The sequence below is a fragment of the bacterium Unc6 genome, assembly GCA_013626165.1.
GTDB lineage: Bacteria > Omnitrophota > Gorgyraeia > Velesiimonadales > Velesiimonadaceae > Velesiimonas > Velesiimonas alkalicola.
The window spans coordinates 65,514-86,789 of record NDHX01000004.1; the positions used below are offsets into that span (position 1 = coordinate 65,514).

A 21,276-nucleotide genomic window follows, 5' to 3' on the forward strand; every position below is an offset into this window, starting at 1 on the left:
TACAGGTGATAGGCGACGTAATACGGTATACGAAATACGAGTATTTGACATTTTTTTATATTCTATGGTGCTCTGTCAAATAAATAAAGGTATGATTACACAGATTAGTTTAGATTACACAGATAAAGATTGCTGTCGAAATCTGTGTAATCGGATTTAAAAATCTGTGTAATCAATGCAATCCTTATTTTGTTTTCAATGCAGTATAGGAGAGAAAAATGAATGCAGTATTGGACATATTTTTACACTATGGCATAGCGGTTATTTTTATGCTCGGTATTCTTATTTTTATACATGAGTTGGGGCATTTTTGGACGGCAAGGCTGTTGAAGGTAAAGGTAGATGAGTTTTCAATAGGGTTTGGTAAAAGGCTCTTTGTGTATAAAAAAAATAATATTGAATATTCAATACGGCTTATACCGTACGGAGGGTTTGTAAAACTTGCAGGCGGTGAAACAAGAACTCAATCAGTGCCCAATTACAATGAGTTTCTTGCAAAGCCATTGTGGGTAAAAATTTTGATACTTGTTGCAGGCTCATCTATGAATATGGTTCTTGCAGTATTTTTGTTTTCAAACATTGCATTTTATACAGGCGTTCCTGATACAAGACCCATAGTAGGAGAAGCAATTGAGGGAAAACCCGCATCTATCTCGGGTATAAAACAAAAGGATATTATAGTCCAGATAGATGAAAAAAATATTAAATCCTGGAATGATATGACATCTGTCATAAGAAATTCTAAAGGCGAAGAATTGAACTTAAAAATAGCAAGAGATGGCAGGGACATCTTCTTACAGGTTACACCTGTTCTTGATAAGGTTCCTGATATGTTTGGGAAGGAACAGGAGATATTTTTTATAGGTATTGCGCCGCAGATACAACATTTTAATTTATTGGGAAGCTTAAAAGAAGGCACACGTCAGGCTTATTTCTGGAGCACACTTACACTAAAAGGCTTATTCAGGATTATTACGGGTGAGGATAAAGTTTTCAAAGCAATAGGAGGGCCTCTTATGATTGCAGAGGTTACTGCAAGGGCATCAAGAGCCGGTTTTGCAGCATTCTTTTTTATTATGGCAATAATAAGTATTGCACTTGCAGTAATAAATATGTTTCCCATACCCGGTATTACAGACGGAGGTCATACCATAGTGTATCTTTTTGAAAAGGCAATAAATCGCCCCTTAAGTCCGAGGGCATATGAAATTGTAACAAGGATAGGGTTTGCATTTATAATATTTTTAATGTTCATTGCAACAGCAGCAGATGTATGGAGATTCTGGGGGCAAAGGCTATTTGAATTTTTGATAAAAAAATGAGAAGGAAAACAAGGAAAATATTCTACGGGGATGTTGCAGTAGGAGGTAATTCTCCTGTAAGTATTCAGTCTATGACAAGGACCGAATTATCAGATGTTCCATCAACATTAAGACAGATTAAATTGCTTAAAAAAAAAGGTTGCGAAATAGTAAGGATTGCTGTCCCTGATATTGAATCTGTTTCTTATCTTAAAAAGGCTATACCCAAGAGCGTTCTTCCTATTGAGGCTGACATACATTTTAACTGGAATATTGCAATACTTTGTATACAGGCCGGTGTTCAGGGGATAAGACTAAATCCAGGAAACATATATAGAAAATCTCAAATTATTGCAGTTGCAAAACAAGTGGCTGAAAAAAATATTCCAGTAAGAGTTGGACTTAATTCAGGTTCTCTTCCCGTCTGCGCAGGCACACTTTCGGGAAAGATGGTAAGATCTGCACTAAACTACATAGATATCTTACAAAAGGCTGGTGTGTGTAATATCATTGTTTCACTTAAATGTTCAGATGTTCAGCAGACTGTTGCTTCATATAGAGAACTTGCAAAAAAAACAGATATTCCTTTCCATTTAGGAATAACCGCAACAGGTTTTGGAACAGAATCAATTGTAAAATCATCTATCGGTATTGGCTCACTGCTTTTAGATGGAATAGGAGATACTATAAGAGTATCTTTTTCAGGAAATCCTGTTGAAGAGGTAAGCACAGGGAAGTATATATTACAGGCACTGAGAATAAGGAGATTTTTCCCGGAGGTTATTGCCTGTCCGACCTGTGGAAGATGTACAATAGATGTTCCAAGAATTGCAAAACAGGTTTATTCAAAATTATCTAATATATCCAATAATTATCCCGGTATTTTAAGTCTCACAGTTGCAGTTATGGGATGTGTTGTGAACGGTCCTGGTGAAGCAAAAAATGCTGATGTAGGCATAGCAGGGGGCAAAGGCAAAGGGCTTTTATTTGTGAAAGGAAAGCCTCTGTATAATGTGGAAGAAAAAAAATTGGCAGACACTCTTGTAAAACAGGCTATTTCCCTGTCTTTACTTGCGACTGCCGCCCCAAATTGTCGGGACAAGTAAAGTGCCCCCATTACCTTATGATAAGCGATTCGGATTGACACAGATACGAGGGTTTGGTAGAATAGTGCCTGCCAATTAGGCGATAAAAAACTGGCGATAAGGCGACAAAAAAACATTTCAATATTCCGCAGACTGAGTTGGGTGAGTAAATGCTCAGTGAACACCGTTGTCATTGCGAGGGAACGAAAGGTGACCGAAGCAATCTCATGAGATTGCCACGTCGCTGTCGCTTCTCGCAATGACGGACTTAAGTGAATACTTACTCGGGTGATTTTTGAACTTTATAGAGGGAATGAAGGTAGGTAAGATATGAAAAAATTATTTATGTTTATTGTATTTGTACTCACACTTGCAGGTGTTTGCCATTCTTTCTGGATATGGACACCTGAAACAGGCAGGTTTATAAATCCTAAGTATGCTGTAAAAGATTCGCCAAAAGAGCAGTTTGAATGGGCTATGGAGCTTTATAAAGCAGGGGATTATAAAAGAGCACTATCAGAATTTAGGAAACTTTACAGGATTTATCCTGATTCAATGTATGCAAGCCAGTCTGGGCTTTATGAAGGAAAATCCCAGGAAGGTTTAGGTAATTACTGGCAGGCATTTAAGGCATACCAAAAAATGATAGAAAAATATCCATATAGTAAGTCTGTGCCGGTTGCAATAGAAAGGAGTTTCAAGATAGGTGAAATGTTTCTTGAAGGAAAAAAAATAAAAAGATTAGGATTAGAAATATTTCCGTCAGCAGATGAGACAATACAGATATTTGAAAAAGTAGTGAAAAATGCGCCATTTGGACCATATGGAGCAAAGGCACAGTTTAATTTAGGGGTTGCATATAGCAGGGCTAGAAGGTTTGCTGAAAGTGGAGAGGCCTTTCTTAAAGTTATTGACAATTATCCGGAGAGTCCACTTGCAGGCGAAGCAAGGATACAGATTGCAAAAAGTTCACAGATGGCTTCGTTAAGGCCAAAGTATGACCAGACATCAACCAAAAAAGCGATACGAGAGTTCGAAGAGATTTTAAAATTAGGCTCTCAACCGGAGATCGTGGAAAAGGCTCAACAATCTCTTACTGCATTAAAAGAAAAAAAGGCTGAAAGTCTTTATTTAATTGCACAATTTTATGAAAAGAGACGCTCTGTTAATGGTGCAAAAATATACTATAAGCAGATACTAAAAAATTATGCTGATACAAACATTGCAGAAAAAGCAAAACAAAGAATGACAGAAATATTCCTTTCGGGAAAATCCCTGGGGGAAACAGGCTGGGAACAATGAAAAGGTTTTTATTTATATTTGTTTTATTTATCTATGGGTGTGGATATACCACAAGGCCAGGGGTTGCCCCTGATTTCAAAACCATATACATAGAACCATTTACAAACAGTATAGATATTACATCTGAAAGAACCAACATAAGACACCACAGAACATCCATTGCAGGTATTGAGGTGCTTGTTACAAAAAACATTGAAGATGTTTTAAAAAGAGATGGAAGGCTGAGGCTTGTAAAAAAAGATCAGGCTGATGTTATAATGACCGGATCTGTTCTTTCGTTTAACAGAGAGGCCCTCAGATACAATCCAGATGGAACCATAAGAGAATCAAGAATACATATCACAACACAGGTTGCTATTAGAACAAAATTAGGTGAAACACTGTGGACTGAAAATATAAGCAACCGATTAGGAAGTACCTTTGCAGGTGCTACAACAGACATTTCTGCGCTGAATAGTGCGATACAAGACCTTTCAATAAAAATAAGAAACCGCCTGCTTGAAGATTGGTAATTTAATTTTCGGGGCGTGGCTCAGCTTGGTTTAGAGCATCTGCTTTGGGAGCAGAGGGTCGGCCGTTCGAATCGGCCCGCCCCGACCAGCAACGGACAAAGCTCGTCGCGCCTGTAGCTCAGTTGGATAGAGCAACTGCCTTCTAAGCAGTGGGCCGCGTGTTCAAGTCACGCCAGGCGCACCAGAAAACAACAGTTCTGCTTTGCGGTAGGCAGAAACAAAAAATGGTGGGTGTAGCTCAGTTGGATAGAGCACTGGACTGTGGCTCCTGTTGTCGCGGGTTCAAATCCCGTCACCCACCCCATTAAAAAGAAGATGGCCAACCCTCTCAAACCTATAAAAGGAAGACCGATGGATAGAAAGTCTGCAAGATTCAGTACCAGGCTACCCATACAGTATTATGTAAAAGGGGTGGTCTTGGATATTGGTTTTAAGGATGCGGTCACAACAGATTTAAGTTCAACAGGGCTTTCTTTTGAAAACAACAAGCCTATCAGAGAAGGTTCTATTATTGAGATAAAAATTTTTATGCCCGGTTATAAAAAACCCATACAGGTAACAGGAAAAGTCATAAGGACCGATAGATATACCAATATGTTTGTTGTGGCGGTAGCTTTTGAAAAAATAAACCCTGTTGACAAGGAGAAGATAAATTTCTGGTACTATAAAGATACACTTAAATTATGAAAAAATATGATATTACAATAATCGGTGCCGGCCCTGGAGGATATATTGCAGCAATAAGAGCGACACAGCTTGGGGGGAGGGTTTGTGTTATAGAAAAAGAGCATTTAGGTGGAACCTGTCTTAACAGAGGATGTATCCCAACAAAAGCACTATTAAAAAGTGCAGAGTTATTTTATTACATACAGAATGCGGGCTCGTTGGGTATAAAGGTGCAGAATATAACCCCTGATGTCCCTTTAATATTTGAAAGAAAAGAAAAAATTATCCAGCAATTAAGAAAAGGGATAGAATCTCTTTTAAAAGCAAAAAAGATAGATGTGATAAAAGGTGTGGGTAAGGTTGTATCTGCCTCACAGGTGCTTGTGAACGAAGAAGAAAAAATATCTTCTAAGTTTATAATTCTTGCAACGGGTTCCGAATCTTTGGCTTGCCCCGGCATTGAGACAGACGGTAAAAATATACTTACAAGCACAGATATTTTAAATACCGCTTCAATACCAAAATCCCTTGTTATTATAGGAGGCGGTGTAATAGGTTGCGAGATGGCTTGCTTTTATTCACAGATGGGATCAAAGGTTCATATGATTGAGATGACAGACAGGGCGCTTCCTACGGAGGATATTGAGGTATCAAAAACATTTCTTACTTTTTTGAAAAAAAGAACTGTAGAGGTACATCTAAGTACAAAAGTGATTTCCGCCTCCGTTAAAAATAAAGATGAAACAATCGTTAATCTTGAAGGTGGGGACATAATAGCAGAAAAGGTTCTCGTATGCATAGGGAGAAGGCCCAATTCTGAAAATATAGGTATTGAAGAGATGGGAATTAAAACAGAAAAATCAGGACCGGTAGTTGATGAGTATATGAGAACAAATGTTTCAACAATATTTGCAATAGGAGACCTTGCGGGGAAAAGGTATCTTGCTCATACCGCATCGATGGAAGGGATTGTTGCTGTTGAAAATGCAGTGGGTAAGGATGGAAGGATGGATTATAGCGTTGTGCCTAACTGCATATTTACATTCCCTGAAATTTCAAGTGTAGGACTTACAGAAGAGCAGGCGACTTCTTCGGGTATAGATGCAGAATCTTCAAAGTTTCCGTTTCAGGCACTCGGCAGAGCGGTTGCTTCTTCACAGACACAGGGTTTTGTTAAAATTGTATTTGATAAAAAAACCAGAGAGGTTCTCGGTTGTCAGATTATAGGCCCTTGTGCAACAGAACTTATTGCCGAGGTCTCACTTGCAATCCGGATGCAGGCAACTGTGAAAGATATTGCAAATACAATCCATGCCCATCCAACATTCTCAGAGGCAATTCAGGAAGCAGCATATGCAAGCCTTGAAGGCGCGCTACACCTGCCGTAACAGTGGTGAAGAGATTGTGGAAAATATTTTATTTGAAAAGAGGCTAAAAAAGACAGAAGCATTAAGACAAAAAGGTATCTCACCTTATTCAGGGGGGTTTAAGAAAAGTCTATCCTGTTGTGAAGCAGAGCAAAAATTTACTGAAGAATTACAGGTAAGCCTTGCAGGAAGACTTATGTCAGTAAGAGCCCATGGGAAAAGCGTATTTGCAGATATCAAGGATTTAACGGGCAGGATTCAGGTCTATGCAAAGATAGATATATTGGGCGAAAATGAATTTGAAACTTTTAAAGGTTTAGATATCGGAGATATTATAGGTGTAGAAGGAAAACTTTTTAAGACAAGAACAGGACAGGTTACGGTTGTTATAGAAAGGTTTAAGATTCTTTCAAAATCATTGAAGGTATTGCCTGAAAAGTGGCATGGATTAAAAGATACTGAAATAAGATACAGACAGAGATTTCTTGATATTATAATGAATAATGAGGTTCGTTGCATATTTGAAAAAAGGTCAAAAATAGTATCATCCATCAGGCAGTACTTGGAGAAACAAGGTTTTATTGAGGTTGAAACTCCTGTATTACAGAGCATACCCGGTGGTGCCATTGCAAAGCCGTTTATTACGCATCATAATGCACTCGGGACGGATCTATACCTAAGAATTGCACCCGAGCTATACTTAAAAAGACTTCTTATTGCAGGGTTTGAAAAAGTTTTTGAGATAGGTAAAAATTTCAGGAATGAAGGTATATCCACAAAGCATAATCCTGAGTTCACAATGCTTGAAGCGTATCAGGCATACTCTGATTATGGCGATATGATGAGTCTTTGTGAAGGTATTATAAAATTTGCTTCAAAAAATGTACTGGGGGCAGAAGAGATTGAATATGAAGGTAAAAAAATCATTTTATCAGGGCAATGGAAAAGATTAGATTTTTTTGATACATTAAACTGTGTTGCAGGAGAAGATTTATCTAAGAAAAAAGAACAAGAACTAAGAGAGGTTGCAAAAAAAATAAGGGTTGATGTATCACATACACTGACAAGGGCGAAGATATTAGACGAGCTTTTAAAAAAATGTGTGGGACCTACACTTATTCAGCCTACATTTTTTGTGGACTATCCGGTAGAGCTTTCGCCTTTTGCTAAAAGAAAACAGGATAACCCTGTCCTTGTTGAGAGGTTCCAGTTGTTTATAGGAGGGCTTGAGGTTGCAAATGCATTCTCTGAACTGAATGACCCGGTGGACCAGAAAAAAAGATTTGAGGAACAGATTCAGGCAAAAGAGAAAGGAGACGCTGATGCGCATTTTATGGATGAGGATTTTATCAATGCCCTTGAGTATGGTATGCCGCCTGCAGGAGGACTTGGTATAGGAATTGATAGGCTTATTATGTTGCTCTGCGGAAAAGACTCTATAAGGGAGGTGATTCTTTTCCCGCAGTTAAAGAAACAAGAAATATGAGATATGAGTACTGGATAAGTTACAGGTATCTAAAAGCAAAAAGACTTGAAAAATTTGTTTCTCTTATCAGTGTTTTTTCAATATTCGGTGTTGCCATAGGGGTAATGGCGTTGATAGTTGTAATAGGAGTGATGCGGGGTTTTAGTACCGAATTAAAAAGAAAAATCATCGGGATGAATGCAAGCATAGTGGTAGAGAAACAGGGTGGTATTGAAGATTATGAGAAAATACTGGAAAAGATAAAAACTATAAAAGATGTTAAAGCCGCATCCCCATATATCATAGGTCAGGCAATGGTAAGGTCAAAGAATAAGGTACTGGGGTGTATCCTAAAAGGGATAAATATAGACACAGAAATAGAGGTAACAAAAATAAAAGATTATCTAAAACATGGCACACTTTATCTTTCATCCTGGAATGTTATAATCGGCGAACAGATGGCATCAGTGTTAGGTGTTACGGTTGGGGATCACATTACTATTATATCTCCTGCTGATGGTAGTGAATATGATGTTAAGGTTAGAGGAATATTTTCAAGCGGAATGTATGAATATGATATTGGTATAATGTTCATTGATATAAAAGATGCGCAAGAGTTTTTTATTACTGGCAATACAGTTTCAGGTATTAGCATAAAGGTAGGTGATATATACAGAGCAGGAAAAGTAAAAACAGAAATAGAGCACAGGCTTGGTTTTCCATATTATGCAAGAACCTGGATAGAATCAAATAAGGCATTATTTTCAGCATTAAGGTTAGAAAGAATAACAATGTTTATCATACTTACACTTATGATAGTTGTTGCCTGTTTTGGTATATTAAGTACACTTATTATGACTGTTATGGAAAAGGTTCGTGATATCGGGATACTTAAAGCAATAGGTGCGGCAAATGCTTCCATAAAACTCATATTTACATCCTACGGACTTTTTATAGGGACAATTGGCACAGCCTTAGGTTCTTTATCCGGTATAGGTATGTGTCTTCTAATAAAAACAACAAATATTATCAAACTTCCGGGCGATATATACTATTTTGAAAAATTACCAGTTCAGATGACTTTTCAAGATATTTTTTTGATAATAGTCTGTGCCTTAATGATAAGCTTTCTTGCAACGCTTTATCCGGCCCATCAGGCAGCCCGGCTTAATCCTGTGGAAACACTAAGATATGAATAATATTATCTCTGTAAGGGGTGTAAAAAAAATATACAAAACAGGTGATGAGAATTTAGAGGTCTTAAAAGGTATAACACTTAATATAATAAAAGCGGATATGGTTTGTATAACAGGGCCCTCAGGCTCGGGCAAGTCAACACTTCTTCATATAATGGGAGGTCTTGATTGTCCGACGCAAGGTGAGGTTTTTTTAAACAATGAAAACCTGTATCGGATAGGTGAAAAACAAATATCAAAAATAAGAAACAGCAGTTTGGGTTTTGTATTTCAGTTTTATCATCTTCTTCCTGAATTTACAGCACTTGAAAATGTTGCAATGCCCTGTGTCATAAATGGTGAAAAAAAAGAGTTTGCTTTTAAGAAGGCAGAAGAAGTTATCAGATACGTAGGGCTTTCAGAAAGGCGCAGACACAGACCATCTGAACTTTCAGGAGGAGAACAACAGAGAGTTGCAATAGCAAGGGCAATAATAAATAATCCGCCTGTACTTTTATGCGATGAACCGACAGGGAATCTTCATGCAGATGCCGCACAGGTTGTCTGGACATTGCTTGAAGACTTAAACATAAGATATAATACGACAATAATATTTGTTACGCACGAAGATTCCCTTGCTAAAAAAGCAAAAAAGATTTTTCATCTGAAAGATGGACAGATAATATAGGAGAAATAATGTTTTGTCAGGTATGCGGGAAAAAAACTGCAACAGTTCATGTTACTGAAATAATAAATGACAAGCCCAAAGAACAGCATCTGTGTCAGAACTGTGCGGCAAAAAAAAATATTACATCAGAGGCACTTGCTACACTTCTTGCAGGACTTCTGGATATTGAAAAAACTTTTGAAAAAAAAGAAGGTGTCTTAATAAAATGTCAGATATGTCATCTTACGCAGGAAGATTTTAGAAAAAAAGGTATGCTTGGATGTTCCAAATGTTATGAGACATTTCAAAAAATACTCAGTCCATTATTAAAAAAAATACATGGGGCAGACCAGCATAGGGGCAAGGCACCCTCAGGGGGTGTTGTTCCCACACAAACCATAGAAAATCAGATAGCAATGTTAAAAGAAAGGTTAGAAACTGCAATCCAGACAGAACAGTTTGAAGAAGCAGCAAGGATCAGGGACGAAATAAAAACACTTACCCAATCTGTTAAGTCTAAAGAGCCTGTTGCATAACCAGAGCACCAGTGCACCAGCGCACCAGTGCACCAGAACACCCCACCCTCAAAAAAAACAAATAAAAAGTAGTATATTCCAGAAAATTGACAATGTTCTACTTTGGTGGTATGATTATGCAAAATGAAAATAAAAATTTTTGCACCGGCAAAGATAAACCTTTTTTTAAAAATTAGAAATAAAAGAAAAAACAGTTATTATAACCTTCAAACAGTTTTCCATTCAATAGGATTGTTTGATATAATTACCTTAAAACGAATACAGAAAGGGATAGATTTTACAAGTTCAGGTATTAAGTGTCCCGGACTTTCTTCAAATATTGTTGTAAAGGCTGCAAGGATTTTAAAAAAGTGGAATAATGTCCAAAAAGGTGTTCATATCCATCTTCATAAAAGTATTCCAGTCGGAAGAGGATTGGGGGGCGGTTCATCAGATGCGGCATCTGTTCTTTTGGGTTTAAATACTCTTTGGGGCTTAAAAATAGATAGAAAAGAACTGATAGGTATAGCAAAAAAATTAGGTGCTGATGTTCCTTTTTTTATAACAGGTTATACCTGTGCTCAAGCAACAGGCACAGGCGATATATTGACACCCATAAAAGCTGGTTGTAGTATATGGTATATCTTGCTTGATCCGGGGATAAATATTTCTACAAAAAAAATATTTCAAGAATGGGATAAACAAAAAAAGAAGGTTCATATAAGAGGAAATTTGTCTGATATTTCTAGTGCGGTTTCTAATGGAGATTTTAAGAGTATCTGTAGATTAATGGGGAATGACTTTTTATTCTATATCCATACCAATAGGATAATATATAATGCATATAATTATTTTAAACTTCAAATTTCTAATGTATCCATAACAGGAAGCGGTAGTTGTTTGTTCACCATATGCAATAACAAACAACAGGCATTAAAAATCTTAAAAAAAATAAAAAAACAATCTTTATATAAAACATATCTTGTAAAAGGATTAGAAGACAGTAGGTAGTAGGTAGTAGGTAGTAGATAGGGGAATGGATGGCGGATAAAATATACAATATTGCTGTTATAGGGGGAGATGGGACAGGACCTGAGGTTGTACGGGAAGGTAAAAAGGTTCTGGATGCTGTCTGTTCAAGGTTCGGATTTAATCTAAATTATATAGAATATGATTTTGGTGGGGAAAGATATCTAAAAACAGGGGAGGCGTTTGCGTCTTCTGCAATTGATGACTTAAAAAAAACAGATGCAATATATTTAGGTGCCATAGGACATCCTGATGTAAGGCCCGGCATACTTGAAAGGGGCATACTATTAAAAATAAGATTTGAATTGGACCAGTATATAAACATAAGACCCGTAAAACTGTATGATGAGAGATTTACGCCTCTAAAAGACAAAACTCCGAAAGACATAGATTTTATTGTTGTAAGAGAAAACACAGAGGGACTATATACAGGAATGGGTGGAGTTCAATATAAGGGAACGCAACAGGAGGTATCAACACAGGTTCATTGCACAACAAGGTTTGGGGCAGAAAGAGCCATAAGATATGCTTTTGAGGTTTGCAAGGCAAGGCATTTAAAGAAGATGTGGCAGGGGCTCTCTGATGATGAGAAAAAGCAGGGTTTCAAGGGCAAGGTTCATCTTGTTGCAAAAACAAATGTTTTAACCTTTGTTCATGATACCTGGTGGAGGGCATTTAATGAGGTTGGAGAAAAAAATTATCCCGATATAAAAACAGACTATGCACATGTGGATGCCACAGCAATGTGGCTTGTGAAAAATCCCGAGTGGTTTGATGTGATTGTAACAGAGAATATGTTTGGAGACATTATAACTGACCTTGGTGCTATGATTCAGGGTGGGATGGGTATCGCAGCCGGCGGCAATATAAACCCTAAAGGTATATCTATGTTTGAACCTATAGGTGGTTCTGCGCCAAAATATACCGGTAAAAATATTATAAATCCGCTTGCTGCAATATGTGCAGCTGGTATGATGCTTGAAAATTTAGGAGAAATCCAATCTGCACAGGCAATAGAAAACTCTGTAATAAAAGTCGTGAGAGAAAAATTAAAAAGTCTTGCAGCAGGAAAAATGGGATATTCAACAACAGAAGTCGGAGATATGATTGCTAAATTTATTTGAATATGCCTCTTATAAAAGATATAATGCTTGCTTCAATTTCTGTGTTCGTAGCGGTTGATGCCATCGGGGTGCTTCCAATATACATTGGACTTACAGAAGGGTTGTCATCTCAACAGAGAAAGGAACTTCTCAAGAACTCTGTTCTTACTGCACTTGTGGTAGCATTAGGATTTCTTTTTGCAGGGAAAATCCTTTTGAGTTTTCTCAGAATAACAATTTCAGATTTTATGGTTGCAGGAGGAGCGGTTCTTTTTATCTTTGCTATGAGGGATCTACTTAAGACAGATGAAAGAAACAGGCATATAACCGATATCCAACCAGGCACCACCAGTGGTACCGGGTTGGGTGTTGTGCCCATAGGTGTGCCTCTTATCGTGGGCCCTGCTGTTTTAACAACAGTGCTTCTTTGTATAGATGTGTATGGTTATGTTGCTACATTGGTTGCAGTGCTTTTAAATATCTTTTTTGCAGGGTTTGTATTTCTATCTTCAAGCACAATAATAAGATTTTTAGGTAAGAGCGGGGTAAGAGCAATATCAAAAATAGCCAGTCTTTTTCTTGCATCAATTGCTGTTATGCTTATAAGAAGAGGGATTCAAACAATGATAAGGACTCTATAAGAAAAGGAAGAAAAATATGACAGACCTTTTATCGCAGATAAATCAAATATCAGACCCTAAAAATCTGACTGATATTGAAAAAAAACATACACCTGTTATAACAGCGCCTGATTTTATAAAACCGGAACAACCTATAACAGTTATCATTGAAGTAGGTAGGCTGGCTTCGCATCCAAACGAGATAAATCACTTTATAGGATTCATAGAACTCTACCAGAACGATGTTTTTATCGCAAGAGTTGATATGTCCCCTTCCAGAATAAATCCGAAAGTAATATTTGAGATAATACCAAAATATCCTGGAATGTTAAAAGTAATTGCAGGTTGCAATATTCACGGTGTATGGCAGGCAACAAAAGATTTGACATTGTAGTACTTAAAAAGGTGCACCAGCGCACCAGAGCACCAGAGCACCAGGGCAACAAAAGATTTGACATTGTAGTACTTAAAGAGCGCATTGCATAATTACTCATAGAACTGGTGTTCTGGTGTCTGGCGCACTGGTGTCTGGTGCTCTGGTGCTCTGGTGCCCTGGTGCCCTGGTGCTCTGGTGCCCTGGTGCCCTGGTGCCCTGGTGTCTGGTGCTCTAAAAGGCAGGAAGGTGAGTTAAAATGTCTGATCCACTGTTAAAGGAATACATAAGTATCTCAGAGATTGTAGGCCCACTGGTCTTGATAGAGGGTGTTGAAGGAGTAAAATACGGGGAGATTGCAAATTTTATTCTTCCTGATGCTCAGATAAGAACAGGGAAAGTGTTGGAGGTTAGTTATGATAAGGCTCTTGTTCAGGTTTTTGAAGGAACAAGAGGAATGGACATTGGAACGAGCAGGATAAGATTTTTAGGAAAAGGTATAACATTTGGTGTCTCTGCTGATATTGTTGGAAGAATATTTGACGGTATGGGAAGACCTAAGGATAAAGGAAAAAGTCCTATACCAGACAGGCGGGCTGATATAAATGGGAATCCTATAAATCCTCGGTCGCGGGATTATCCTTCAGAATTTATACAAACCGGAATCTCTGCAATAGACGGACTTAATACACTTGTAAGAGGACAGAAACTTCCGATATTCTCAGGTTCAGGGTTGCCGCATTCCAATATTGCCGCTCAGGTTGCAAGACAATCAAAAGTTTTAGATGAACAGGGAAGCTTTGCAGTTGTATTCGGTGCAATAGGTATAACATTTGAAGAAGCAGAGTTTTTTATATCAGACTTTAACCGAACAGGTGCCATAGAAAGGGCTGTTCTTTTTATAAATCTTGCAGATGAGCCGGCCATAGAAAGGATTTCAACCCCTCGGATGGCATTAACGACCGCTGAATATTTAGCATTTGAACTTGATATGCATGTTCTTGTAATACTTACAGACATCACATTTTATTGTGAAGCACTAAGAGAAGTGTCTGCTGCAAGAAAGGAGATACCGGGAAGGAGGGGGTATCCGGGCTATCTTTATACAGACCTTGCCACACTGTATGAAAGAGCGGGGCGTTTAAAGGAAAAAAAAGGTTCAATAACACTTATCCCTGTTCTTACAATGCCTGATGATGACAAGACACATCCCATACCCGATCTTACAGGTTACATCACAGAAGGACAGATTATGGTAAGCCGTTCTCTTCACAGAAAAGGTGTATATCCGCCCATAGATGTGCTTCCCAGTCTTTCCAGATTAAGAGACAAGGGCATAGGAAAGGAAAAGACAAGAGAGGACCATCCGGATGTTGCCAACCAACTATTTGCATGCTATGCAAGAGGCAAAGAGGCAAAAGAGCTTGCGATCATACTCGGCGAATCTGCGCTTTCAGATATAGACAAACTGTACTCTTCTTTTGCGGACGAATTTGAAGAAAAATTTATCCGACAAGGGCAAGATGAAGAAAGAACCATAAGTAAGACACTTGATACAGGATGGAAAATTTTAAACAAACTTCCCAAGGGAGAATTAAAGCGCATCAGGATAGAGTGTCTTGACAAATATTATAAAGAGTCTGTTGTATAATTCCAATAGAACAGACACCAGTGCACCAGACACCAGGGCACCAGTGCACCTGAGCACCAGAGCACCAGTGCGCCAGACACCAGGGCACCAGACACCAATGCACCAGAACACCAGTTTATACCGATGTCTGTTCCCATTCCCATACAACACTCAAATCCCCTTGCCTTTTTAAAAATACATAATAAAATAGTATTTGTAGAATGCCAAAGAATGCAATACTTGCACTTGAATCGGGTAAGACTTTTGAAGGTTTATCTTTTGGATGTGAAGGTGAAGCCTACGGAGAAGTAGTTTTTAATACAAGCATCACAGGTTATCAGGAAATTCTTACAGATCCCTCCTATTATGGTCAGATAGTCTGTATGACCTATCCTCTTATCGGTAATTACGGTGTTAATTCAATTGATGTAGAATCGGAAAAGCCGCAGGTCCAAGGCTTTATAATAAAAGAACTTTCTCTGCTGTCTTCAAACTTTAGACAGGAAAAAACATTACAGGAGTATTTTGTTGAAAATAAGGTTCTTGGGATACAGGGAATAGATACGAGGGAACTTACCATACACTTGCGCCGTTCAGGCTCAAAAAAAGGGGTTATCTCAACAATAGACCTGAACAGAAAAAGCCTTATTGAAAAGGCTAAAAAAAGCCCTGGTATTGTGGGAATAGACCTTGTCCAAGAAGTAACCTGTCAGAAGCCTTACACCTGGGAAGAGCCAGTTTGTGATATAGGAGGTCCTATTGTAAAATCTTTTGAAAAAAAACTTACAGTGGTTGTGCTTGACTGCGGTACAAAAAGAAATATTTTGAGACTGCTTGTAACAAGAGGATGCCATACCATTGTTGTTCCAGCTTCTACCGATTATAAACAAATTCAAGATAAAAATCCGGATGGTGTTTTACTTTCAAATGGCCCCGGAGATCCTGCGGCTATTCCATATGTGGTAGAGACTGTAAAGAATCTGGTGGGTAAAGTTCCGATATTTGGCATTTGTCTTGGCCATCAGATACTTGGGCTTGCGTTTGGCGGAAAAACATATAAACTAAAATTTGGACACAGGGGGGCAAATCAGCCTGTGATGAACCTTAAAACAGGAAAAGTTGAAATCACAAGTCAAAATCATGGTTTTGCGGTTGATACACAGTCTATTAAAGATAATGATGTGGAACTTACACATATAAATCTTAATGATAAAACATCAGAAGGATTAAGACACAAGAGTTTACCTGTTTTTTCTGTTCAGTATCATCCCGAGGCCTCTCCGGGCCCTCAGGATTCAAATTATCTGTTTGATGAATTTATAAAATTATGCCTAAAAAAACTGATATAAAAAAAGTTCTTCTTATCGGCTCAGGCCCTATTATCATAGGGCAGGCTTGTGAGTTTGATTATTCGGGGACACAGGCCTGCAAGGCACTTCGTGAAGAAGGTATTAAGGTTGTTCTTATTAATTCAAATCCTGCAACCATTATGACAGACCCTGAATTTGCAGACTCAACATACATAGAGCCCATCACTGCGGAGTTTGTAGAAAAAATAATAGAAAAAGAAATGCCCGATGCACTTCTTCCAACACTCGGGGGGCAGACCGCTTTAAATGTTTCTGTTCAGGTTGCAGAAAAAGGTGTGCTTGAAAAATATAATGTAAAAATGATAGGTGCATCTTTGCAGGCTATAAAAAAAGCAGAAGACAGAGACCTTTTCAAGAAAGCAATGAAAAACATAGGACTTGAATTGCCCAAAAGTTCATATGTAAAAAACATTGAAACCGCAAGAGAAGTACTTAAAGAGATAAATCTTCCTGTTGTTATAAGGCCTTCATTTACTCTCGGAGGAACAGGTGGAGGAATAGCCTATAATATAGATGAGTTTGAACAGGTTGTAGCCCTTGGGCTTTCTCTTAGTATGAATGGCACAGTACTTATAGAAGAATCCGTTGCCGGCTGGAAAGAATTTGAACTTGAGGTAATGAGGGATAAAAATGATAATGTTGTAATTATATGTTCTATAGAAAATTTTGACCCTATGGGAGTTCATACAGGCGATTCAATTACTGTTGCACCCGCTCAGACGCTTACAGATAAGGAATATCAGAGGATGAGAAATGCAGCAATTGCCTGTATAAGAGAGATAGGGGTTGATACAGGAGGTTCAAACATACAATTTGCAATAGATCCCAAAGATGGAAAAATGGTGGTTATAGAAATGAATCCAAGGGTTTCCCGTTCTTCTGCCTTAGCATCAAAAGCAACAGGATTTCCTATCGCAAAGATTGCTACCAAACTTGCTATCGGATATACGCTTGATGAAATACCGAATGATATAACAAGATACACCCCTGCCAGTTTTGAACCCACCATAGATTATTGTGTTGTAAAAGTCCCAAGGTTCACATTTGAAAAATTCCCCCTGGCGGACCAGACACTTACAACACAAATGAAATCTGTCGGGGAAACCATGGCGATAGGAAGAACATTTAAAGAAGCACTGCAAAAGGCTTTAAGAGGACTTGAGATAGGAAGAAGTGGTCTTGAAATAAAGGGTGAAGATACAGATATTGAAAGAGTTCGCCAAAAACTTTCTATCCCTAATGCAGAAAGGATATTTTATATAAAACAGGCTATCTGCCTTGGACTTTCAATAGATGAAATTTATAGCCTTTCCAAAATTGACAGGTGGTTTTTGGCAAACATAAAGGAAATAACAGACATTGAAAACAAAATATCACGCCTTAAAATCCGGACAGGGACAAAATTAAAAAATTCTATATCAAGAGAAAACATGCTTCTTGCCAAAAAAAATGGTTTCAGTGACAGACAGATCGCAAAAATTATTGGTTCTAGTGGTGAATTAAATATAAGACGCTTAAGAAAGTCACAGAAAATAAAACCGGTTTATAAACTTGTGGATACCTGTGCCGCCGAGTTTGAGGCATATACCCCTTATTATTATTCTACATATGAGACAGAGGATGAGGTAAGAGTTTCGGATAAGAAAAAAATAATGATACTCGGAGGAGGACCCAACAGGATAGGGCAGGGGATAGAATTTGATTATTGCTGTGTTCATGCATCATTTGCTTTAAAGGAACTCGGGTATGAAATTATAATGGTAAATTCAAACCCTGAAACGGTTTCAACCGATTATGATATATCCGATAAACTTTATTTTGAACCTCTTACATTTGAAGATGTAATGAATATATATGAAAAGGAAAAGCCGGATGGCATGATTGTTCAGTTTGGAGGACAAACGCCCCTGAACCTTACATTATCTCTTGCAAAAGCAAAGGTCCACATACTTGGTACACCTGCAGACTCTATAGATATAGCGGAAGATAGAAAAAAATTCAGAAGGTTTCTTAATAAATTAAACCTACTACAACCTGAGAATAAGACCGCAACAACTTTGGTTGAGGCAATCCGTGTTGCAAAAAAAATCGGATACCCTGTTCTGATAAGACCTTCTTATGTTCTTGGCGGAAGGGCTATGGAGATTGTGTATGACGATGAACAGATTCGTGAATATATGAAAAAAGCCATTGATGTATCTGATGAAAAGCCTGTACTTATAGATAAATTTCTTGAGGATGCAATAGAGGTAGATGTGGATATGGTAGGAGATGGAAAAAATTTCTGTATAGGAGGTATACTTGAACATATTGAAGATGCAGGTGTTCATTCAGGGGATGCTGCAATGGTTTTGCCCCCACACACATTGGCAGATGAGATAATAAATAAAATAACAGGTGCGACATATGTAATGGCAAGGGCGCTCTGTATCAAAGGACTTATGAATGTTCAGTTTGCAGTCAAGGGAGATATGGTGTATGTACTTGAAGTTAATCCGAGGGCATCCAGAACAGTTCCGTTTGTATCAAAAGCAATAGGTATTCCTCTTGCAAAAATTGCAGCAAAAATTATGGTAGGCAAAACATTAAAAGAATCGGGGTTTTCCCAAGGAAAACAAATGGATTATTTTTGCGTGAAAGAAACTGTATTCCCGTTCACAAAGTTCAGGGGAGTTGATATACTTCTTGGGCCCGAGATGCGTTCAACGGGTGAAGTGATGGGAATCAATAAAAATTTTGGAAAAGCATTCCTTAAATCACAAATTGCAGCAGGACAGAAAATTCCTTCAACAGGCACAGTATTTATAAGCGTAAGCAACAGAGACAAACGTGACATACCCGCAGTTGCAAGAAGATTTTATGATATGGGGTTTAAAATTGTTTCAACGGCTGGAACAGCAAAGGTATTAAAAAATGCAAATATACCTGTTCAAGAAATCTGGAAGGTTCAGGAAGGAAGACCCAATGTTCTTGATTTGATGAAAAATAACCAGATACATCTTGTTGTAAATACACCGTCGGGTAAAATACCGAGGAACCATGAGGCTATGATAAGGTCTCTTGCTGTGACATTAGGGATTCCCACATTTACAACAGTTGCAGGTGCATCGGCTTGTGCCTCTGGTATATATGAGACAAGAAACACTGTTGCAGATGTTTGTTCTTTGCAAGAATATTACCTGTTGAACTCTCGCAGACAGAGACAGGCAGGTAAAATGTGAAAGTCTCTAAACTGTTCATTAAAACAATCTGTGTAGGTCCTCTTGGAACAAACTGTTATTTGGTTGCAGATAAAGAAACAGGACAGGCAATAATTATTGACCCGGGCTCAGATGCAGATGTAATAAAAAAACAAGTCTTAAACTTAAAACTGTCCGTTATTGCCATTGTCAATACACATGGACATATAGACCATATTGGAGCAAACCCTGAGTTTGATTATCCCGTATGGATTCACAAAGATGATGCGCAGTGTTTAACAGACTCAGATTCAAACCTTTCATATTCTTTCCTCGGTTCATTTTTTCGGTCAAGAAAACCATCTAAGATTCTTGAAGATGAAGATATTATAAGTGTTGGTAGCATAAATTTAAAATGCATACACACGCCTGGACATACACCAGGAAGTATGTGTCTTTATACAGAAGGAAGTCTGTTCAGCGGCGATACACTTTTTAAGAAAGGGGTGGGCAGAACAGACCTGCTGGGCGGTTCACAAAAGCAATTAGAAATCTCTATAAGAGAAAAACTTTTTGTTTTATCAGGGCAAACCATTGTTTGGCCAGGACATGGAGAACCCACAACGATAGCAGATGAGATGGAATAAGGAACCCGTATTCTGCTATCCGTATGTTGTCGCCCGTTTTTTACAGAATACAGAATATGGAATACAGACGACGGTTTTTATTATGAGATACTGGCAGAGAACTGGTAATATCAAAATTTTTGCAACAGGTTCCATAAATTATGTTTAAAAATCTTGCAAATATTCTTACTTTGTTAAGAATTGTGTGTGCATTTTTTTTTATATGGTTTGTTCTAAAACAGACCCTTTTTTTTAATTTTCTTGCTATGTGTATTTTTATTATAGCGGGTATTTCTGATTATTTAGATGGTTTTATTGCAAGAAGGACCAATGCAATCAGCGGTTTTGGAAAATTGCTTGACCCTGTGGCAGATAAAATTTTTGTACTTGGAGCATTTATTTCATTTGTCAGGCTTTCTATAGTTCCGGTCTGGGTAGTTGTAGTAATAATATTCAGAGAACTTTTAGTAACTGGTTTAAGAGTTTTTGCCGCGTACAATGGAAAACTTATACCAGCAGAAATTTCAGGTAAACATAAAACAGCCTGGCAGATGGGAGTTATTTTCTTTATACTGTTATGGCTTTTATTGGATTCTGTCCACTACAATAATGTCAAGGGCTTTTTACAAAGTTATGAATGGTTTTTTAAAGGCTGCGTAAGCATACTTATGTTTATTGTTCTTGTAATTACTTTATGGTCGGGATGGAAATTCCTGTGGAATAATAAAGAAATTATAGGATGAAAAAACTTGCGCATCTTTTTTCAACAGTATTTTTTGCAGGATATATTCCGTTTGCTCCCGGAACTTTTGCAAGTTTAATAGGACTTTTATTTGTATATACTCTGTCAAATATCTCTGTTTTAGTCTACTTTATCATAGGTTTATTTATATTTTTTATAGGTTTTCTTTCAATAGACTTGTCTTTAAAAGATTTAAAAACAGATGACCCAAAGCAGATTGTTATAGATGAGGTAATGGGAATATACATAACATTTTTTGCGGTTAAGAAAACATTGCCTATACTTTGTATCGGATTTTTACTTTTTAGATTTTTTGATATAACAAAGGTGTTTTATATTAAAAAATTACAAAAAATTCAAGGCACAATGGGTATAATAATTGATGATATAGTATCGGGTTTGCTTGCAAACATAATTCTTAATATCATAAGTATTGACCTTTGTATAAATGATAAATGGGGTCAACTCTATTTTCTCTAAAAAACCAATGTAGTATTATTAAAAAAAGAAAATAGAGTTGACCCCATTTATCCCCCAGTTGCCTGCTCT

20 protein-coding genes and 3 tRNA genes are annotated in these 21,276 nt (G+C 37.7%); all 23 read left to right on the forward strand.

Annotated elements, in window-relative coordinates:
* Positions 1 to 218 precede the first annotated feature (218 nt).
* The 23 genes from B9J78_02650 (at position 219) to B9J78_02760 (ending at position 21,207) form a co-directional block, all read left to right on the forward strand.
* A complete protein-coding gene (locus B9J78_02650) occupies positions 219 to 1,322 on the forward strand; it encodes a hypothetical protein (protein MBA2123828.1) in 1,104 nt (367 codons plus the stop codon).
* Positions 1,319 to 2,407, forward strand: coding sequence for a 4-hydroxy-3-methylbut-2-en-1-yl diphosphate synthase (locus tag B9J78_02655; GenBank protein MBA2123829.1), 1,089 nt, complete (start codon positions 1,319 to 1,321; stop codon positions 2,405 to 2,407). Before B9J78_02650 ends, B9J78_02655 begins: the two co-directional genes overlap by 4 nt.
* 309 nt (positions 2,408 to 2,716) lie before the next feature.
* On the forward strand, positions 2,717 to 3,688 hold the full coding sequence (locus B9J78_02660; protein MBA2123830.1) for a hypothetical protein: 972 nt from the start codon (positions 2,717 to 2,719) through the stop codon (positions 3,686 to 3,688).
* The gene (locus B9J78_02665) at positions 3,685 to 4,200 is read left to right on the forward strand and encodes a hypothetical protein (protein ID MBA2123831.1); all 516 of its coding nucleotides are present in this window, start codon (positions 3,685 to 3,687) and stop codon (positions 4,198 to 4,200) included. The genes B9J78_02660 and B9J78_02665 overlap by 4 nt, the downstream gene beginning before the upstream one ends.
* Positions 4,201 to 4,209: 9 nt before the next feature.
* Positions 4,210 to 4,288, forward strand: a tRNA-Pro gene (locus tag B9J78_02670).
* Between the two features lie 19 nt (positions 4,289 to 4,307).
* A tRNA-Arg gene (locus B9J78_02675) sits at positions 4,308 to 4,384 on the forward strand.
* A gap of 43 nt (positions 4,385 to 4,427) precedes the next feature.
* A tRNA-His gene (locus tag B9J78_02680) sits at positions 4,428 to 4,504 on the forward strand.
* A gap of 11 nt (positions 4,505 to 4,515) precedes the next feature.
* Positions 4,516 to 4,887 (forward strand): hypothetical protein, encoded by a 372-nt coding sequence (locus B9J78_02685; protein MBA2123832.1) that lies wholly within the window; start codon positions 4,516 to 4,518, stop codon positions 4,885 to 4,887.
* Positions 4,884 to 6,254, forward strand: a complete 1,371-nt coding sequence (locus B9J78_02690) for a dihydrolipoyl dehydrogenase (GenBank protein MBA2123833.1) — start codon at positions 4,884 to 4,886, stop codon at positions 6,252 to 6,254. The genes B9J78_02685 and B9J78_02690 overlap by 4 nt, the downstream gene beginning before the upstream one ends.
* On the forward strand, positions 6,220 to 7,719 hold the full coding sequence (locus tag B9J78_02695) for a lysine--tRNA ligase (GenBank protein MBA2123834.1): 1,500 nt from the start codon (positions 6,220 to 6,222) through the stop codon (positions 7,717 to 7,719). Before B9J78_02690 ends, B9J78_02695 begins: the two co-directional genes overlap by 35 nt.
* Positions 7,716 to 8,897, forward strand: a complete 1,182-nt coding sequence (locus B9J78_02700; GenBank protein MBA2123835.1) for a hypothetical protein — start codon at positions 7,716 to 7,718, stop codon at positions 8,895 to 8,897. Before B9J78_02695 ends, B9J78_02700 begins: the two co-directional genes overlap by 4 nt.
* Positions 8,890 to 9,561 (forward strand): ABC transporter ATP-binding protein, encoded by a 672-nt coding sequence (locus B9J78_02705; protein MBA2123836.1) that lies wholly within the window; start codon positions 8,890 to 8,892, stop codon positions 9,559 to 9,561. The genes B9J78_02700 and B9J78_02705 overlap by 8 nt, the downstream gene beginning before the upstream one ends.
* 8 nt (positions 9,562 to 9,569) lie before the next feature.
* Positions 9,570 to 10,076, forward strand: a complete 507-nt coding sequence (locus tag B9J78_02710; GenBank protein ID MBA2123837.1) for a hypothetical protein — start codon at positions 9,570 to 9,572, stop codon at positions 10,074 to 10,076.
* A gap of 123 nt (positions 10,077 to 10,199) precedes the next feature.
* A complete protein-coding gene (locus tag B9J78_02715) occupies positions 10,200 to 11,066 on the forward strand; it encodes a 4-(cytidine 5'-diphospho)-2-C-methyl-D-erythritol kinase (GenBank protein ID MBA2123838.1) in 867 nt (288 codons plus the stop codon).
* Positions 11,067 to 11,095: 29 nt separating this feature from the next.
* Complete coding sequence (locus B9J78_02720; GenBank protein MBA2123839.1) at positions 11,096 to 12,208, forward strand: 3-isopropylmalate dehydrogenase; 1,113 nt, start codon at positions 11,096 to 11,098, stop codon at positions 12,206 to 12,208.
* 2 nt (positions 12,209 to 12,210) lie between these two features.
* A complete protein-coding gene (locus B9J78_02725; protein ID MBA2123840.1) occupies positions 12,211 to 12,828 on the forward strand; it encodes a hypothetical protein in 618 nt (205 codons plus the stop codon).
* A 16-nt stretch (positions 12,829 to 12,844) separates the two neighbouring features.
* Positions 12,845 to 13,201 (forward strand): hypothetical protein, encoded by a 357-nt coding sequence (locus B9J78_02730; GenBank protein MBA2123841.1) that lies wholly within the window; start codon positions 12,845 to 12,847, stop codon positions 13,199 to 13,201.
* A gap of 250 nt (positions 13,202 to 13,451) precedes the next feature.
* Entirely contained in the window at positions 13,452 to 14,831 is a 1,380-nt protein-coding gene (locus tag B9J78_02735) for a V-type ATP synthase subunit B (GenBank protein MBA2123842.1), read from the forward strand.
* 200 nt (positions 14,832 to 15,031) lie between these two features.
* Positions 15,032 to 16,159, forward strand: a complete 1,128-nt coding sequence (locus B9J78_02740) for a carbamoyl phosphate synthase small subunit (GenBank protein ID MBA2123843.1) — start codon at positions 15,032 to 15,034, stop codon at positions 16,157 to 16,159.
* A complete protein-coding gene (gene carB, locus B9J78_02745) occupies positions 16,138 to 19,401 on the forward strand; it encodes a carbamoyl phosphate synthase large subunit (protein MBA2123844.1) in 3,264 nt (1,087 codons plus the stop codon). The genes B9J78_02740 and carB overlap by 22 nt, the downstream gene beginning before the upstream one ends.
* An 11-nt stretch (positions 19,402 to 19,412) precedes the next feature.
* Positions 19,413 to 20,006 carry a hypothetical protein gene (locus tag B9J78_02750; protein MBA2123845.1) on the forward strand — a complete coding sequence of 198 codons (594 nt, stop codon included), beginning with the start codon at positions 19,413 to 19,415 and terminating at the stop codon, positions 20,004 to 20,006.
* A gap of 140 nt (positions 20,007 to 20,146) precedes the next feature.
* Positions 20,147 to 20,728: a CDP-diacylglycerol--glycerol-3-phosphate 3-phosphatidyltransferase gene (locus tag B9J78_02755; GenBank protein ID MBA2123846.1), complete on the forward strand. Its 582-nt coding sequence runs from the start codon at positions 20,147 to 20,149 to the stop codon at positions 20,726 to 20,728.
* Positions 20,725 to 21,207, forward strand: a complete 483-nt coding sequence (locus B9J78_02760; GenBank protein MBA2123847.1) for a hypothetical protein — start codon at positions 20,725 to 20,727, stop codon at positions 21,205 to 21,207. The genes B9J78_02755 and B9J78_02760 overlap by 4 nt, the downstream gene beginning before the upstream one ends.
* Positions 21,208 to 21,276: the final 69 nt, after the last annotated feature.